At 69.0% G+C, this 17226-nt stretch carries 12 protein-coding genes; 9 read left to right on the forward strand and 3 right to left on the reverse strand.

Going from position 1 to position 17226, the window contains the following annotated elements:
* Nucleotides 1–50: 50 nt before the first annotated feature.
* The 5 genes from QL987_RS15340 to dnaE all read left to right on the forward strand — a co-directional run bounded on the left by QL987_RS15340 (nucleotide 51) and on the right by dnaE (nucleotide 6474).
* On the forward strand, nucleotides 51–347 hold the full coding sequence (locus QL987_RS15340) for a YggT family protein (protein WP_258376718.1): 297 nt from the start codon (nucleotides 51–53) through the stop codon (nucleotides 345–347).
* 217 nt (nucleotides 348–564) lie between these two features.
* Nucleotides 565–1245, forward strand: a complete 681-nt coding sequence (locus QL987_RS15345; RefSeq protein ID WP_111075083.1) for a DivIVA domain-containing protein — start codon at nucleotides 565–567, stop codon at nucleotides 1243–1245.
* 2 nt (nucleotides 1246–1247) lie between these two features.
* Nucleotides 1248–1907, forward strand: coding sequence for a signal peptidase II (gene lspA, locus QL987_RS15350; protein ID WP_290158475.1), 660 nt, complete (start codon nucleotides 1248–1250; stop codon nucleotides 1905–1907).
* Nucleotides 1904–2827: an RluA family pseudouridine synthase gene (locus tag QL987_RS15355; protein ID WP_290158477.1), complete on the forward strand. Its 924-nt coding sequence runs from the start codon at nucleotides 1904–1906 to the stop codon at nucleotides 2825–2827. The genes lspA and QL987_RS15355 overlap by 4 nt, the downstream gene beginning before the upstream one ends.
* A 113-nt stretch (nucleotides 2828–2940) precedes the next feature.
* Entirely contained in the window at nucleotides 2941–6474 is a 3534-nt protein-coding gene (gene dnaE / locus QL987_RS15360) for a DNA polymerase III subunit alpha (RefSeq protein WP_111075085.1), read from the forward strand.
* Nucleotides 6475–6646: 172 nt separating this feature from the next.
* On the opposite strand, the gene QL987_RS15365 is transcribed toward dnaE, so the two are convergent.
* Genes QL987_RS15365 through QL987_RS15375 form a run of 3 tightly spaced genes read right to left on the reverse strand, consistent with a single transcriptional unit; the run spans nucleotide 6647 to nucleotide 10915 of the window.
* Entirely contained in the window at nucleotides 6647–8101 is a 1455-nt protein-coding gene (locus QL987_RS15365) for a glycosyltransferase family 39 protein (protein ID WP_290158478.1), read from the reverse strand.
* Nucleotides 8094–9548 (reverse strand): glycosyltransferase family 2 protein, encoded by a 1455-nt coding sequence (locus QL987_RS15370; RefSeq protein ID WP_290158479.1) that lies wholly within the window; start codon nucleotides 9546–9548, stop codon nucleotides 8094–8096. The genes QL987_RS15365 and QL987_RS15370 overlap by 8 nt, the downstream gene beginning before the upstream one ends.
* Nucleotides 9545–10915 (reverse strand): glycosyltransferase, encoded by a 1371-nt coding sequence (locus tag QL987_RS15375; protein WP_290158480.1) that lies wholly within the window; start codon nucleotides 10913–10915, stop codon nucleotides 9545–9547. Before QL987_RS15375 ends, QL987_RS15370 begins: the two co-directional genes overlap by 4 nt.
* A 176-nt stretch (nucleotides 10916–11091) precedes the next feature.
* Here QL987_RS15375 and QL987_RS15380 point away from each other — a divergent pair, with 176 nt between their 5' ends.
* The 4 genes from QL987_RS15380 to QL987_RS15395 are packed head-to-tail and all read left to right on the forward strand — an operon-like array spanning nucleotide 11092 to nucleotide 17046.
* Nucleotides 11092–11913, forward strand: coding sequence for an ABC transporter permease (locus QL987_RS15380; RefSeq protein WP_221850030.1), 822 nt, complete (start codon nucleotides 11092–11094; stop codon nucleotides 11911–11913).
* Nucleotides 11910–12638, forward strand: a complete 729-nt coding sequence (locus QL987_RS15385) for an ABC transporter ATP-binding protein (protein WP_220039211.1) — start codon at nucleotides 11910–11912, stop codon at nucleotides 12636–12638. Before QL987_RS15380 ends, QL987_RS15385 begins: the two co-directional genes overlap by 4 nt.
* Nucleotides 12638–15346, forward strand: coding sequence for a CDP-glycerol glycerophosphotransferase family protein (locus tag QL987_RS15390; protein WP_290158484.1), 2709 nt, complete (start codon nucleotides 12638–12640; stop codon nucleotides 15344–15346). Before QL987_RS15385 ends, QL987_RS15390 begins: the two co-directional genes overlap by 1 nt.
* A 41-nt stretch (nucleotides 15347–15387) precedes the next feature.
* A complete protein-coding gene (locus QL987_RS15395; protein ID WP_290158486.1) occupies nucleotides 15388–17046 on the forward strand; it encodes a glycosyltransferase family 2 protein in 1659 nt (552 codons plus the stop codon).
* Nucleotides 17047–17226: the final 180 nt, after the last annotated feature.

The following is a 17226-nucleotide window of genomic DNA, read 5'->3' on the forward strand; positions in this document are numbered from 1 at the left end:
TGTGACCGGGGCCGGTTGGCACCGGTCACATGAGACGAGCGAGCCGAACCGTGTTCATCTTCACGATCCTCTCCTTCCTCCTCACGCTCTACTTCTTCGTGATGTGGGGGCGTTTCATCCTCGACATGGTCCAGGCGTTCAACCGCTCCTGGCGTCCGCAGCGTGCGCTGCTCGTGGTGGCGGAGTTCGTCTACACGATCACCGACCCGCCGATCAAGGCGGTGCGACGTGTCCTCCCGCCGCTCCGGCTCGGACCCGTCGCCCTGGACTTCGGCTGGACGATCGTGATGCTCGTCGTGATCATCCTGCGCGTCGTCGTCAACTCGTTGGCATTCCGCTTCATCTGATCCCTCGGCCGTCCGGGCACCCCGGTCGGCACGGCCACGACACGCGCCACGCGGGCCTCCGACACGGTTCGGAGCCGCCCTCGGTGTACGGTGGTCGGGATCGATGTCCTGCCCTGGCGGGACATCCGCACCGGGACCCCGGCTGGTACGTTCAGCTCGGACGGTCCAGCAGGGCCCCCGGTTCCACACGTTCAGCAGTTCTATTGAGGTGACGGCAATGGCTTTGACGCCGGAAGACGTAGTCAACAAGCGGTTCCAGCCGACCAAGTTCCGCGAGGGCTACGACCAGGACGAGGTCGACGACTTCCTCGACGAGATCGTGGCCGAGCTGCGTCGCCTGAACCAGGAGAACGACGAGCTCCGTCAGCGCCTCGAGTCGGCCGACTCGGCGCCGTCGCTCGCCAAGACGGACGAGCCCGCACCGGCCCCGACCCCCGAGCCGGCCCCGGTCGCCGCCGCTCCTGAGCCCGCACCGGTCGCCGCTGCCGCTCCGGCCACCACGGTGAACCCGGACGACGACACCGAAGGCACCACGAACCTCCTGACGCTCGCACGTCGTCTCCACGAGGAGCACGTCCGCGAAGGCGTCGAGAAGCGCGATGCACTCATCGCCGAGGGCCAGGCCCAGGCCGCCCGTCTCGTGTCCGAGGCCGAGGCCAAGCAGCGCCAGGTCCTCGCCGACACCGAGAACCAGAACCGCCAGCGCGTCGCGGTGCTCGACCAGGAGCGCACGCAGCTCGAGGGCAAGATCGACGAGCTCCGCACGTTCGAGCGCGACTACCGTGCGCAGCTCAAGAGCTACATCCAGAGCCAGCTCTCCGAGCTCGACTCGTCTGCCAGCACCGAGCAGTCCGGCTTCGCGCCGGCCCCGGCCTCGGCGCAGGGCTTCGGCAACTGACGTTGGACCGACCCGTCCCACGAGCGAAGGTCAGTGCACGCGCTATCGCGGCACTGGCCTTCGCCGCTGTCGTGGTGGTGACGCTCGACCAGGTCACGAAGGCGCTCGTCGTCGCGAAGTTGCCCGAGGGCGTCGTCGTCCCGGTGCTCGGCAACGCGCTGCAGTTCCTGTCCGTCCGGAACCCCGGTGCCGCGTTCTCCTTCGCGGTGAACATGACCTGGGTCTTCTCGCTCATCTCGGCCGCGGTCGTCGTCGCGATCGTCGTCTACGCACGGCGCATCCGGTCGATGTGGTGGGCGATCGTCCTCGGCATGCTGCTGGGCGGCGCGCTCGGCAACCTGTCCGACCGGTTGTTCCGTGAACCGGGCTTCGGGCGCGGACACGTCGTGGACTTCATCTCGACGCCGTGGATGATGCCGGCGATCTACAACGTGGCCGACTCGTTCATCTGCGTCAGCATGGTCGTGTTCGTGTTGCTCGTGATCCTCGGGGTGAACCTCGACGGCACGCGTGCCGTCTCCGAGAAGCAGCAGCGCGCGATGGCCGAGGCCAGTGCGACCGATGCTGCCGCCCCCGAGTCGGGGACCGCCACCGACGGGACGGACGCGGAACGCGCCTCCCGGCCCGCCGCCGACGGCGCCCTCGGGCACGACGCGACGTGAGCGAGCAGCGTCAACTGCCCGTCCCGGACGGGCTCGCCGGTGAGCGTGTCGACGCCGCCATCGCCAAGCTGCTCGGGTTCAGCCGCTCGTTCGCGGCCGACGTGGTCGCCGCCGGCGGTGTCCGGGTCGACGGCGTCGTCGCCGAGAAGTCCGACCGCCTGCACGCCGACGCGTGGCTCGAGGTCGAGTGGACCCCGAAGGAAGCCCCACGGATCATCCCGGTGGAGGTCCCCGGCATGACGGTCGTGCACGACGACGAGGACATCGTCGTCGTGGACAAGCCCGTCGGGGTCGCCGCACACCCGTCGCCCGGCTGGGACGGACCGACCGTACCCGGAGGCCTCGCCGCCGCCGGCTTCACGATCGCGACCTCCGGTGCGGCCGAACGTGCCGGCATCGTGCACCGACTGGACGTCGGGACCTCCGGCCTGATGGTCGTGGCGAAGACCGAGCTGGCCTACACGCACCTCAAGCGGGCGTTCAAGGAGCGCACGGTCGAGAAGGTCTACCACGCGCTCGCGCAGGGGCACCCCGACCCGAGCTCCGGTACCGTCGACGCCCCGATCGGTCGCCACCCCTCGAGCGACTGGAAGTTCGCGGTGACGGCCGACGGCAAGCCGAGCGTCACCCACTACGCGACGCTCGAGGCCTTCCGGTCCGCGACGCTGCTCGAAGTGCACCTGGAGACCGGGCGCACCCACCAGATCCGCGTGCACATGGCGGCGACCCGGCACCCGCTGGTCGGCGACACGATGTACGGCGCGGACCCGGTGCTCGCCGAGGAACTCGGACTGACCCGGCAGTGGCTCGACGCGGTCCGACTCGGCTTCGCGCACCCGCGCACGGGGGAGTGGGTCGAGTTCCAGGCGTCCTACCCGGACGACCTGCAGCTCGCGCTCGACCGCATCCGCGCGGCCTGAGGAACGGCGCGCCGAGCGGCCACGCCGGAGGTCCGGCCGACACGCTCGGGATCGTCGTGGGTCGCAGTTAGGCTGTCCACACCCCACCGCAGACCGTACGAACCGGAGGTTCCGTGTCGGATTCCGACTCCTTCGTCCACCTGCACGTGCACAGCGAGTACTCGATGCTCGACGGTGCCGCCAGGCTCTCCGACCTCGTGGCGGAGACCGCCGCGCAGGGCATGCCGGCCGTGGCGGTGACGGACCACGGCAACATGTTCGGCGCCTACGAGTTCTGGAAGACCGCGAAGGCCGGCGGGGTCAAGCCGATCATCGGGACCGAGGCGTACATCACGCCCCGCACGCACCGCACCGACAAGACCCGTGTGCGCTGGGGCGACGGCGGCGGCGACGACGTGTCCGGCTCCGGCGCGTACACGCACATGACGATGTTCGCCGAGAACACGACCGGCATGCACAACCTGTTCCGCTTGTCGTCGCGGGCGTCGATCGAGGGCTACTACTTCAAGCCCCGCATGGACATCGAACTGCTGCAGGAGTACCACCAGGGCATCATCGCGACGACCGGCTGCCCCTCGGGCGAGATCCAGACGCGCCTGCGCCTCGGGCAGTACGACGAAGCCGTGCAGGCCGCCGCCGACTACCGCGACATCTTCGGCAAGGAGAACTACTTCGCCGAGGTGATGGACCACGGGCTCGAGATCGAGCGCCGTATCATGAGCGACCTGATCCGGCTCGCCAAGGACCTCGACATCCCGCTCGTCGGCACGAACGACCTGCACTACACGCACGCCCACGACGCCACCTCGCACGCGGCCCTGCTCTGCGTGCAGTCCGGCTCGACGCTGAACGACCCGAACCGCTTCAAGTTCGACGCCGACGAGTTCTACCTGAAGACCCCGGCCCAGATGCGGCACGTCTTCCGCGACAACCTCGACGCCTGCGACAACACGCTGCTCATCGCCGAGCGGTGCAACGTCGAGTTCGACACCGCGGCCAACTACATGCCGAAGTTCCCGGTGCCCGAAGGGGAGACCGAGCACTCCTGGTTCGAGAAGGAAGTGGCGAAGGGACTGGACTACCGGTACCCGGACGGCATCTCGAAGGAGGTCCAGGAGCGCGCCGACTACGAGGTCGGCATCATCAACCAGATGGGTTTCCCGGGCTACTTCCTGGTCGTCGCGGACTTCATCAACTGGTCCAAGAACAACGGCATCCGGGTCGGACCCGGCCGTGGTTCCGGTGCCGGTTCGATGGTGGCCTACGCGATGCGCATCACCGACCTGGACCCGATCCGGCACGGCCTGATCTTCGAGCGCTTCCTCAACCCGGACCGCGTCTCGATGCCCGACTTCGACGTCGACTTCGACGACCGGCGCCGCGGTGAGGCGATCAAGTACGTCACCGAGAAGTACGGCTCCGAGCGCGTCGCCCAGATCGTCACCTACGGCACGATCAAGGCGAAGCAGGCGCTGAAGGACTCTTCGCGCGTCCTCGGCTTCCCCTTCGGCATGGGCGAGAAGCTCACCAAGGCGATGCCGCCACCCGTGATGGGCAAGGACATCCCGCTCACCGGGATCTTCGACAAGGACCACCCGCGGTACAAGGAAGCCGTCGACGTCCGCACCGTCGTCGAGACCGACCCCGAGGCGAAGACGGTGTTCGACACTGCCCTCGGCCTCGAGGGGCTGAAGCGCCAGTGGGGCGTCCACGCCGCCGGCGTCATCATGTCGAGCGACCCGCTGATCGACATCATCCCGATCATGAAGCGGGAGCAGGACGGCCAGATCGTCACGCAGTTCGACTACCCGGCAGCGGAGTCGCTCGGCCTGATCAAGATGGACTTCCTGGGGCTCCGCAACCTCACGATCATCAGTGACGCCCTCGACAACATCAAGACCAACCGCGGCATCGACCTGGACCTCGAGCACATGGGGCTCGAGGACCCCGAGGCGTACGCGCTGCTGCAGCGCGGTGACACCCTCGGCGTCTTCCAGCTCGACGGTGGGCCGATGCGCGGGCTGCTCCGCCTGATGAAGCCCGACAACTTCGAGGACATCTCCGCGCTCATCGCCCTGTACCGCCCGGGGCCCATGGGTGCGAACTCGCACACGAACTACGCGCTCCGCAAGAACGGCGAGCAGGCGATCACGCCGATCCACCCGCAGCTCGAAGAGCCCCTGGCCGAGATCCTCGGCGGCACCTACGGCCTGATCATCTACCAGGAGCAGGTGATGGCGATCGCGCAGAAGGTCGCCGGCTTCTCGCTCGGCCAGGCGGACATCCTCCGCCGCGCGATGGGCAAGAAGAAGAAGTCCGAGCTGGACAAGCAGTACGCGGGCTTCCACCAGGGCATGATCGACAACGGCTACGGCGAAGCGGCGATCAAGACGCTGTGGGACATCCTGCTGCCGTTCTCCGACTACGCGTTCAACAAGGCGCACTCCGCCGCGTACGGCGTGGTGTCGTTCTGGACCGCGTACCTGAAGGCCCACTACCCGGCCGAGTACATGGCCGCACTGCTCACCAGCGTCGGCGACGCCCGCGACAAGCTGGCGCTGTACCTCAACGAGTGCCGCCGGATGGGCATCAAGGTCATGCCGCCGGACGTCAACGAGTCGATCGGGTTCTTCGCGGCCGTCGGGGACGACATCCGCTTCGGCATGGGTGCGATCCGCAACGTCGGCTTCAACGTCGTCGACGACATCGTTGCCGCCCGCAAGGAGAAGGGCGCGTTCGAGTCGTTCCACGACTTCCTCCGCAAGATCCCGATCTCGTCGGCGAACAAGCGGACCGTCGAGTCGCTGATCAAGGCCGGTGCCTTCGACGAGTTCGGCGACAGCCGCCGGGCGCTCGTCGAGATCCACGAGGGCTCGGTCGAAGCGGCCGTGAAGGTGAAGCGTGACGAGGCCCACGGCAACGTCGGCTTCGACTTCGACTCGCTGTTCGCCGAGGTCGCCGAGGAGCACCCCGCGTCCCTGACGGTGTCGCAGGTGCCGGAGCGCCCGGAGTGGTCCAAGCGCGACAAGCTGGCGTTCGAGCGGGACATGCTCGGGCTCTACGTCTCCGACCACCCGCTGGCCGGGCTCGAGATCGAACTGGCGAAGCACCAGTCGGTAACCATCGCTGACCTGCTCGCCGCCGACGACTCGATCGAGGGGGAGACCGTCACCGTCGCCGGCCTGCTGACCAGCGTGCAGCACCGGGTGGCGAAGACGAGCGGCAACCCCTACGGCATCGTCGACATCGAGGACTTCGGCGGCCAGATCGGCGTGATGTTCCTCGGCAAGACGTACCAGGAGTTCGGGCCGTCACTCGTGCCGGACTCGATCGTCGTCCTGCGCGGCCGGGTCAACGTCCGCGACGACGGCAAGGCACTGCACGCGGTGAGCATGTTCCAGCCGAACGTCGGCGACGCGATGGGCTCCGGCCCGCTGACGCTGTCGCTGCCCGAACGGCAGGCGACCACGCAGACGGTGACCGAGCTGGCGGCCGTCCTCGGTCGGCACCAGGGGGACACCGAGGTGCGGTTGAAGCTCCTCAAGGAGGACGTCGCGCGCACCTTCGAGCTGCCGTTCCCGGTGAACCTGACGCCGGACCTGTTCGGGGAGCTGAAGAGCCTGCTCGGGCCGCGCTGCCTGGTCTAGCGTCGGCGCAGGCCCAAGGCGCGGGGTCGGGGCGTCCGGTCAGGACGGACGGGAGGCCCGTGGCGGGTCCGCCACGGGCCTCCCGTCCTGACTGGCCCGCGTCCTGACGGGCCCGCGTCCGGTGCGGCCGGGTTGCGGTCGTGGCGCCGCGGCGGTGGTGGGTCCGGCGACCTCAGGGGACGACGGTGAGTCGGCCGGCGCGCTCCGCGACGCTGCCCGTGCGGGGGATCCACACGGTGAAGCCGTCGACCTCGGTGCGCTCGAGCTGGTCGGCGTCGGACCGGAGGAAGGCGCGGACCTCGGCGCTCGGTGGGAACCGTCGATCGTCGCCGACCACCACGGCGGCGAACGGGCCGTCGTCGGGTTCCATCGACCCGCGGCCTGCGAAGTACGGTTCCGTGAGCGTCGGGGTGGCGGCGACGAACAGCACGCTGCCCGCAGCGTGCCCGTGGTCGTCGAGCCACTGGTCGACACGCGCGATGCCGCTCGGGTGCGTGCGGGCGATCGTGACGCTCTCCCCGACCGCCGGGACCACGAGGGCGACCACCAGGACTGCCGCCACGACGCCGCCGACGGGCGACGGCAGGACGGTGGCCAGGCGGCTGATGCCGATCGCCGCGAGTGCGATGAGCAGCGGCATCCAGGCGGCGTAGTAGTTCGCGAGAGCGATGTGGGCGACGAACGCGTAGAAGAGGACGAGCAGGCCGAGCGCCGTCCCGAGGTACGCCACGAGCCTGCCGGGCCGGAGCACGAGGGCTGCGATCAGCCCGACGACGAACACGACGGTGGTGACCGCGCCGACCCCCGACCACAGGAACCAGGCGTCCGCCCACCACGGCGCGAAGGTGTGGATCCGGCCCGCGATGCTGATCGGGTGTCCGTGCTCGTTCTGGCCGGCCTGGAACGTGACCATGGTCGTGATCGCGGAGCGGATGCCCATCGGCGCGTACAGGGCCACCGTGACCAGGACGAACGCGATCGCCCACAGGCCGCCGCCGGCCAGGAGAGAGCGTGCGCGACGGAAGAGCAGCGGCAGCAGCAGGAACGCCGGCAGCAGCACGACGGTGGACACCTTCGAGGTCACCGACATCGCGAAGAGCGCACCCGACACCGGCGCGAGCCAGGACCGGTCCGTCCTGGTCCACGCCCACGCCGCCGCGAGGGCGAGGACCGCGAACGCGATCATCACCGGGTCGAGCAGGGCGTACCGGTCCACCCGGGTGCCCAGGAAGCCGCGTGGGGTCAGGAGCCACATCGCCGCGACGAGCACGCCCGTCCAGAACCCGACCTCGCGGCGGAGCCACCAGAACAGCGTCACGCCGACCGCGACGACGAGGACCCCCACGACGATGCGCGGACCGAGCACCCCCTGGCCGAACAGGACCTGCGCGGCCCCGAACAGGTACTTCGCGGTCGGCGGGTGCTCGCGGTTGGCCGAGAAGTCGCCGTGGAGGTACGCCCAGCCGGCACGGACGTAGATCGACTCGTCGCCGTGGACGTTGTGGCCGAGCAGGTTCCAGAACGTCTGGTGGAGGGCCCACACGGCGAGGACGACGAGGGCGCCCAGGCGGACGGGTCGGGACGCGGTCAGCGTGCCCCGCGGCCTCCGGTCGGCGGTGTCACGCACCGCGACCCGTGATCGCGCGGATCCGGGCCACGATCCGCGGGTTGCGGGCGCCGAGGGAGAGCGCGGTGAGCCGACGGAACGACACCGTCGAGCGGTGTACGAGCAGACCGGTGGCTTCGGCGATGTCGGTCACCGCCTGCCAGCGCGCACGGAGGGCCGACGGGTCGATCTCGGTCTCGGCGACGACCTCGACGAGCCGGACCAGGTCAGCCCCACCGGTCCAGGTGGTGCTGCGGTTCTCGTACCGGCGGAGCAGCCGGTCGAGGGCCGAGGCACGGTGGTTCTCGACCGCGTGCGCCCACCGGACGTCCTGCGCCACCGGGTCCACGAGGAGCCACCGGGGCGCGTTCGCGTTCAACGCGGAGAGCTGGGCGAACGTCGTCAGCGCGCCGAGCGCGACCGCGATGTCGAAGACCTGGCGAGGGCGGCCGCCGACCGCGATCGCCGCGCCGGGCAGTTCCTGCCGTGCACGACGGATCTGCTTCGACGACACGACGACGGTGATGACCACGTGGTCGGGGGCGGCGGCGAGGACGTCCCGGATGCGCGCGAGCACCTCGTCGGACAGGTCCAGGGGGACGTGCAACGCGGCTCGGACGACCTCGTCGTCGGGCAGGAAGGTGTCGGCGAAGACGTCGACGGCGTCACGGTACCGGGCCAGGAACAGCGCGAGCGCGCCGGCGTAGAACGGGTACCGCTCGAGCAGGACCCGCTCGTGTTCGAGGCGGAGCGACGGGCCGCGGTCGCCGCTGAAGCTCGTCGACCCGGCGTGCAGGACGAGTGCGCGGTTCGCGAGCACCGCGGTGAAGCCGTGCTCGTTGATGCGGAGGCAGAAGTCGTTCTCTTCGCCGTAGCCGGGGGAGAACACCTCGTCGAAGAGCCCGAAACGCTCGACCATCTCGCGGCGGATGAGGAAGCAGAACCCCATCGCGACGGGGGCGACCGTCCACCGGGGCAGCAGGTACTTCGTCCGGCCGTGGAGTTCCCGGGTGCGCCGCGGGGCGATCGTCGACCGGGGGTTGCGTCGCGCGAACGGGTAGGAGGCGATGGTCGCGTTGTCGCTCCGCGCGCAGACGACGCCGATCGTGTCGTCGGAGCCGAGCACGGCGGTCATCTCGTCGAGGAACCCGGGCATCGGGACGGTGTCGCTGTTGAGCAGCAGGACGTCGTTGCCGGTCTGGTCGAGTTCCAGCACGGCGCGGTTGCAGTTGCCGACGAAGCCGAGGTTCCGGTCGTTGCGGACGTACTCGAACCCCGGGTGGTCGCCGACGAGCTCCAGCAGGCGCCGTTCGACGGCGTCGACGTTCGGGCCGACGTCGTTCGCGAGCAGCACACGGTCGCGGTCGAAGTCGACCGTGTCGAGCAGTGCCTCGATGCAGCGTTCCAGGCCGGGCAGGTCGTCGTAGACCGGGACGACGATCGTCACCGGGCGGCGGGCGTCGTTCATCGGCCGGTGACCTTCCGGAGCGCCGCACCCGGTCGGGCCAGCAGCCGTCCGACGGCCCCGGTCCGGCTGCGCAGACGGGAGGCCAGCAGGCCGGCGGCGGCGCGGGCGCTCGTCGCCCCGAGGGACGCGTACGCACCGGGGAGTTCGAACCAGTAGCGGGCCATCTGCGGGAGCCGGTAGCCCTCCGTCCCCACCAGCGCGGTGAGTCGCGCGATCGCGGCGGCGTTGTCGTGACCGGCACCGGTGACGGACGCGAGCCGGTCCGGGGCGGCCGCACCGTGCCTCCTGGCCGTGTCGGGATCGGCCGCGTAGGCCGCCAGCGCGTCCGCGAGAGCGGCGGTGTCGTCGGCGTCGACGAGGTGACCGGTGACGCCGGGGTCGACGAGTTCGGCGCTGCCGCCCTCACGTGTGGCGACGACGGGCTTGCCGAGGGCCATGTACTCGGCGGTGGTGCGCCCGAAGGCCTCGATCGTCGACGCGGTGACGCACACGTCAGCGGCGTCGATGTACGGGGCGGGCGTGGTCTGCTCGCCGGTGAAGACGACGTGGTCGGCGACGCCGAGCGCACGGGCACGGTCCGTCAGACGCTGGTCCTCGCCCGGGTGCTTCCAGCTGCCGACGAAGCAGACGCTCGCGGTGACGCCACGGTCGCGGAGCAGCCCGAGCGCGTCGATGACCCGCTGCTGGCCCTTCGAGGCCTCGACCCGGCCGACGACGGTGATCCGGAGGCCCGGGTCGTCCTGGGGGAACGGCGGGACGGCGGGGGTGTGGCCGCGGGTCGCTTGCAGTCGAGCGACGTCGACGGACGGGTAGGCGATCGAGATCTCGTCGGCGGGCATGTACTGCGCGAGGTGGTCGCGCATCGCGCCGGAGTTCGTGACCACCGCGCTGGCGAGCAGACCGATGTCACCGAGGGTCGCGGCGCGTCCGGTCTGGAAGTGCAGGCCGTGGTCGAGGTCGCCGTACTCGCGGACGAACCACGCCTGGGGGATCCCGAGCACGGCGGCGGCGAAGGACGCCCACGGCGCGACGACGGTGTTGACGACGACGAGGTCCGGTCGCTTCCGCTCGTAGAGCCGGATGATCGCGTTCACCGCGGCGTAGTCGACCGTCCCGAAGGCGGCGCGTTCCGCTGCCGGAGCCGGCTGCGGGCTCGGCAGCGCCCAGCCGCGGAACCGGAACGCGTCGTACTGCAGGCCGCGTTCCTCGAGCGCCTCGATGAACTTGCCGCGGGGGGCCTTCGTGACGAAGTGCGGGGTGAACTCCGGGTCGATCGCCGCCCAGTCCTCCACGAAACGGAGGAGGGAACGCTCTGCGCCACCCAGGTTCGCCGGGGCGGTGGAGTGGTTGGCGAAGCTGACGAGCACCTGTCGACACTACTTGATTCATCGAAAGTTGTTCAGCAATGCACCTGCTCGCCATCCAGTCGGCCTTGCGGTTCCGGCGCGAGCCGGTCGTGCGCAGCACTGTGCGAGAATGTCTCGTCCCCGAACCCTGCACCAGGAGCGCTCCGCTGCGCCCCGGAGGAGTCAGCAACCGCAGCATGACGTACTTCAACGACCTGATGGCGTCGCGCGAACTGCTGGCCAACCTCACCGCACGCGAGGTCAAGGGCAAGTACCGCCGCACCGTGTTCGGGCAGCTGTGGTCGCTGATCAACCCGCTCGCGACGATGCTGATCTACACGATCGTGTACTCGTTCATCTTCCGGGCCCGGCTCGAGGTCGGCGACCCGAGCGGCCTGCAGATCTACCCGCTCTGGCTGATGTGCGGACTGCTGCCGTGGATCTTCGCCCGCAACGTGATCAACGCCGGGATGACCTCGATCGTCGCCAACGGGTCGCTCATCAAGAAGGTCTACTTCCCCCGGATGACGCTGCCACTCGCAGCCGTCGGGTCCTTCGGTTTCACCTGGCTCGTCGAGATGGGCGTCCTGCTCATCGCGCTGGCGATCTTCGGGTCGAAGTGGTTCGTGTTCCTGCCGGTCATCGCGCTCACCATGGTCTTCCTGGCGATGTTCTCCGCCGGGCTCGGACTCGTGCTGTCGATCGTCAACGTGCACTTCCGCGACATGCAGCACCTCGTGGGCATCGGCCTGCAGATGTGGATGTACCTGTCGCCGATCATCTACCCCCTGTCGCTCGTCCAGAACGCCGCGGACAAGGCCGGACACCCGTGGATCATCACGATCTACAAGCTCAACCCGATCGAGCGCTTCTCCGAGGTCTTCCGGAACCTGATGTACGACAACCGACTGCCGGAATGGGGCGACCTGGTCGCGTGCGCACTCGCCGGGTGCGTCTCGCTCGCGATCGGCTACGTCGTGTTCTCCCGCAACGAGAAGAAGTTGGCCGAACTCCTGTGAACGATGCTGCTGTCACCGTCGAGAACGTCTCCAAGCGCTTCCGGATGTACCACGAGCGCAACGACTCGCTGAAGAGCATGGTCATGCGCGGCAAGAAGTCCGTGCACGAGGACTTCTGGGCGCTCAAGGACGTCTCGTTCGAGGTGCCGCAGGGCACGACCTTCGGACTCATCGGCAAGAACGGGTCCGGCAAGTCGACCCTGCTGAAGTGCCTGGCGAAGATCCTGTGGCCCGAACAGGGCTCCATCACCGCCCGCGGCAAGCAGGCTTCGCTGCTCGAGGTCGGCTCCGGCTTCCACCCCGAGCTCTCCGGCCGCGAGAACGTCTTCCTGAACGGCTCGATCCTCGGGATGAGCCGGAAGGAAGTGACCCGGAAGTTCGACGAGATCGTGTCGTTCTCCGGCGTCGGGCACTTCATCGACCAGCCGGTGAAGAACTACTCGTCGGGCATGTACGTCCGACTCGGGTTCTCCGTGGCCGTCGCCGTGACGCCCGACGTCCTGGTCGTCGACGAGGTCCTGGCGGTGGGGGACGCGACGTTCCAGAAGCGCTGTCGGACGAAGTTCAAGGAGATGAAGGCGGAGGGCCGCACGGTCATCCTCGTCTCGCACTCGATGGCGACCGTGAAGGACATGTGCGACGAGGTCGCCTGGCTGAACGAGGGCGAGCTCCAGAAGATCGGCAAGACGGAAGACGTCGTGGCCGCGTACAACAAGACCGTCTGATGGTGGAGAACATGGGCAACGGAGCCGACGACAGCGCAACACCGACCGGACAGCAGGACGCAGCGGTCCATGACCAGGGGAGTGCGTTCCTGGTCAGCGCGGTCATCGCCACCTACAACGTCGCGCGCTACCTCCCTGCGTTCCTCGACTCCCTCGCCGCCCAGGCGATCGGCATCGCCAACGTCCAGTTGGTCTTCGTCGACGACGGCTCCACCGACGGCGGCCACCAGATCATCAGGGACTGGGCGGTAGGACGCGAACACCACGTCGTCGTGCTCGCCCAGGAGAACCGCTGGGTCGCCGAGGCACGCAACGCCGGACTCGAGCACGCCGTCGGGGAGTGGATCACCTTCACCGACCCCGACGACGTCCTCGACGAGCAGTACTTCACCGAGGTCTTCAAGTTCATCGCTCTCTACGGCGACAGCAGTCGAGACGAACCGGTGAACCTGCTCGCGGCGCACCAGATGCGTTTGCTCGAGTCAGGCGAGATCCGCGACAACCACCCGCAGCGCCGGAAGTTCGGCAAGGGATCGCGCATCGTCAACCTGCACGCGGACCCGATCATCCAGCTCAGCGTGAACTCGTCCTTCATGCGTCGTTCGCTCATCCAGGAGCACGGCCTCCGGTTCGACGACCGGGTGCGACCCAACTTCGAAGACGGACACTTCATCGCGCGGTACATGCTGCTGTCGAGGAGCGACCGGACCGGACTGATGGCCTCGGCGAAGTACCTGTACCGGACCCGTGGAGACGGCTCGTCGCTGCTCGAGAAGAGCTTCCGGATGCGCGAGAAGTACACGGCCGTGCTCGAACACGGCTACCTCGACGTTCTCCGGCTGGCCGGGGTCGTCCACGACGCGGTGCCCCGGTGGGTCGAGAACACCGTGTTGTACGACCTGTTCTGGTACTTCAAGGAGCAGCTCGCTGTGCAGTCGCTCTCCGCAGCTGCTCCGTTGGACGTCCTGCCGCGTTTCCACGAACTCGTCGGTGAGATCCGTGCATTGATCGCTGACGATGCGATCCGGAGCTTCGACCTCATGCACGTCGAGTTCGCGGTCAGACAGGCGCTGCTGCGCGGGTACTCGGGCGAGCCGATCCGACAGGACTACGTGCGGTTGTCCGACGTGGACGAAGGCAGACAGCAGGTCAAGGTCTCCTACTGGTTCTCCGGGCCGCTGCCCGAAGAGGTCTTCGAGGTCGACGGCCTGGTCGTCGAGCCGACGCACGAGACCGTTCGCGACTACACGTTCTACGGGCAGACGCTCATCCGAGAGCGTCACCTGTGGTTCGAGCGGGGCCAGCGGACGAAGATCCGCCTCGACGGGACCCTGATGCAGGTGACCCGCGGCGACGTGGTTGCCGGCCCGGAAGGGCTCACCAACCGGCAGATCAACCCGGCGATCATGGGGATCCGGCGCCAGGTGCGCGACCGCTTCGCTCCCGGTGACGTCGATGCGGTCCGGCACGGCGTGCGCCGGTTGCGTCAGTCGTGGCGGAAGACGCGGAGGAACTTCAGCAAGAGCGTGATCAGTGATGAGATCCTCGAGTTCTCGCTCAAGACCTCGCGCGTCCGGAGCCGCTACGAGCACGCCTGGGTCTTCATGGACCGGGACACCGACGCGAACGACAACGCCGAGCACCTGTACCGCTGGGTGCGCGACAACCGGCCCGACATCAACGCCTGGTTCGTCCTGAGCGAGGGGTCAGCTGATTGGTCGCGGTTGCACGCTGACGGCTTCCGCCTGGTCGCCCACGGCAGCTGGCAGTGGAAGATGCTCCTGCTGCATGCCGACCACCTCGCCTCGTCCCACGCGGACGCGTACGTGACGCAGCCGTTGAACCAACGTCGGTACGGCCGATCACGCTTCCGGTACACGTTCCTCCAGCACGGCGTCATCCACAACGACCTGTCACGGTGGTTGAGCTGGAAGAAGATCGACGTCTTCGTCACCACCACGCCCACCGAGTTCGAGGCCATCGCCGGACACGGGCCGTACTCGTTCTCGTCACACGAGGTCGTGCTCACCGGCCTTCCCCGGCACGACGCACTCCTCCGTCGGCGGCAGGCAGTCGACGCCGAGGACCGTGATCTCATCCTGGTGATGCCGACCTGGCGTCAGGGTCTCCTCGGCGAACGAGTCGAGGGCTCGAACAAGCGCCTCCCGATCAAGGACTTCGGCTCCAGCGAGTACGCGAAGCGGTACCGCGCGCTCCTCGCTTCCGACACGTTGCGGGATCTGGCCGCGCAGCACGGCAAGACACTCGCATTCATGCCACATCCGAACATGCGCGCCTACCTCGATGAATTCGACCTCCCCAGCGACGTCCGCATCTTGGACTTCTCTCGGGACAACGTCCAGGACGTCCTCGCCAAGACGGCGATGTTCGTGACGGACTACTCGTCGCTGGCTTTCGATGCGGCGTACCTCGACATCCCGCTCGTCTACTTCCAGTTCGACCGCGCGTCCTTCTTCGACGGCACGCACGTCGGCCGTCAGGGTTACTTCGACTTCACGCGGCACGGCTTCGGCCCGGTCGAGCAGGACGAGGCAGCCGTGATCTCGGCGCTCGAAGCACATGCGGCGGCTGGTTTCACGAACGCAGCGCCCTACGCAGAGCGTGTCCGCGAGACGTTCGCGTTCCGTGACGGTGCGAACTGCGAGCGCGTCGTCGCAGCGATGGAAGCGCTCGACCACACTCCCTGACGTCGCCGCGACCCGCTGTCACGGCGAGCTGGAGGTCTACCATGTCCCTGTCCGTCATCGTCCCCGCACACGACAGCGCCCCCTGGATCACGGACCTCCTCGAGACGGTCCTGGCCCAGGGCATCGACGACATGGAGGTCCTCGTCGTCGAGAACGGCTCGACCGACGACACCGCCGCGCTCGTCGCAGCGGTGTCAGCCGGGGATCCGCGCATCCACCTGCTGCGCTCGAGCGCAGGCAGCGCCGCAGCCGCCCGGAACGAGGGCATTAACGCCGCCACGGGGGAGTACCTCGTCTTCGCCGACGCGGACGACCTCGTTCCGGACGGGGCGTACCGGGCGATGCTCGACGCCATCTCGACGAGCGGCTCGGACATGGTCGTCGGCGACCACCTGAAGTTCTCGCCGACCGAGACCTGGAGCCCGACCGCTCGGTGGCAGCTCTTCGACGCCCCGCGACGCTCGGTCGCGCCGGGGGAAGCCCCGGCGCTCCTGGCTGGCCGAGCCTGCTGGAACCGGGTGTTCCGCCGCTCGTTCTGGGACCGGGCCGGACTCCGCTTCCCGGAGGTGCCGAGCCTCGAGGACATCGAACCGATGACGCGCGCCGTCGCCGCAGCTTCACGGGTCGACGTCGTGCAGGACTGCGTCTACCTCTACCGCGACCGCGGTGACGGCACGTCGCTCTCACTCCGAGCGGACGCCGCGGTGACGATCCGGTACCTCGAGCAGGAGCTGCGGTGCGCGACGCTGGTGGCCGAGGACCCCGCGCTGCGACGCCAGCACGCCGAGGTCGTGTTGGACGCCGACGGGTGGGCTCATCTGCACCGCTTCCTGCTCGGCCGTCCGGACGACGCGGCGACGTCAGCCGTCGCCGCGGCACTGGCACCGCTCGTGGCGGCGATCGGTCTCGGCGGGCTCGCGGACGTCGCTCCACAGCGTCGGGCGCTCTGGCACCTGGTCATGGACGGCGGCTGGGCCGCAGCGGTGCGCTTCGCCGTCGGCTCCGGCAGCGCTGACGCAACTGAGCGGACAGCGGCCTGGATCGATGCACTGACGACGCTCGGCGGAGCAGACCGCACGAGCACGGACGCAGTCGCCGCGCTGGTGGCCGACGGACTGCTCCCGGCCCTGGTCAACGCCGCGGACGACGTCGAACCGGCCGTCATCGGGGCCTGGTTGCCGCGGCTGCGCGCGCTCCCGCTCCCCGACGACGGGGAGGGTCTGGTCGGCGTCATGGCGGACGCGATCCGGGCAGGAGGCCCGGAGGCCCTCGTCGTTGCGTCGCGCCTCCGCCACGTGGTGCCGCTGGTCGTCGATCGGGCCGAACCGACCGGCACCGGTCTCGGGCTCGGGGGTCCGCTCCGGGGCCAGGCCGCGCCTCCCGGCTTGACGCTCGTCGTCTCCGGTGGCGAGGCCCGCCTGCCGGTGACGGTCGATGACGACGGTCGACGGTGGCAGGCCGACCTCGGAGCGGACGGCCTCGCTGTCGGCCGCCACACCGTGGAGGTCGTCTCCGAGCCGTCCGGGGTGCGGCTGCCGGTCGTGACGGCACGGATGCCCCTGCCGCCGTTGCCCGCAGCGGACCCCCTGCAGCCGCTGGCCGATCGCCGTGACGGATGGCGGTTCCTCGTCGAGCGACGAGCGGCACCGCAGCGGGGGCTCGGTTCGGTGTTGCGGCGCGTCGCCCGGCGCCTGCGCTGACGGTGCGCGGGCTCGCTGACGACCTGTCGTGCTCGTCCGGGATCAGCGGGCGGTGGTCCGCGGGACGTCGGAGACCTGGTCGAGCAGGTCGGCGTACCGGCGGGAGACCGGGAACGGCGCCAGCCGTCGACTGAACTCCGTCGCGGACCGCCCCGCTCCGGCACACCACCCGTCACTCAC

Origin of the sequence: Curtobacterium sp. APC 4022 (assembly GCF_030407555.1) — a bacterium.
GTDB lineage: Bacteria > Actinomycetota > Actinomycetes > Actinomycetales > Microbacteriaceae > Curtobacterium.

Excerpts from the sequence above, each read along its gene's own strand:
- QL987_RS15395 (WP_290158486.1), top strand. The coding sequence starts at position 15,388 with ATGTCCCTGTCCGTCATCGTCCCCGCACACGACAGCGCCCCCTGGATC.
- QL987_RS15345 (WP_111075083.1), top strand. The coding sequence starts at position 565 with ATGGCTTTGACGCCGGAAGACGTAGTCAACAAGCGGTTCCAGCCGACC.
- QL987_RS15380 (WP_221850030.1), top strand. The coding sequence starts at position 11,092 with ATGACGTACTTCAACGACCTGATGGCGTCGCGCGAACTGCTGGCCAAC.
- QL987_RS15390 (WP_290158484.1), top strand. The coding sequence starts at position 12,638 with ATGGTGGAGAACATGGGCAACGGAGCCGACGACAGCGCAACACCGACC.
- QL987_RS15370 (WP_290158479.1), bottom strand. The coding sequence starts at position 9,548 with ATGAACGACGCCCGCCGCCCGGTGACGATCGTCGTCCCGGTCTACGAC.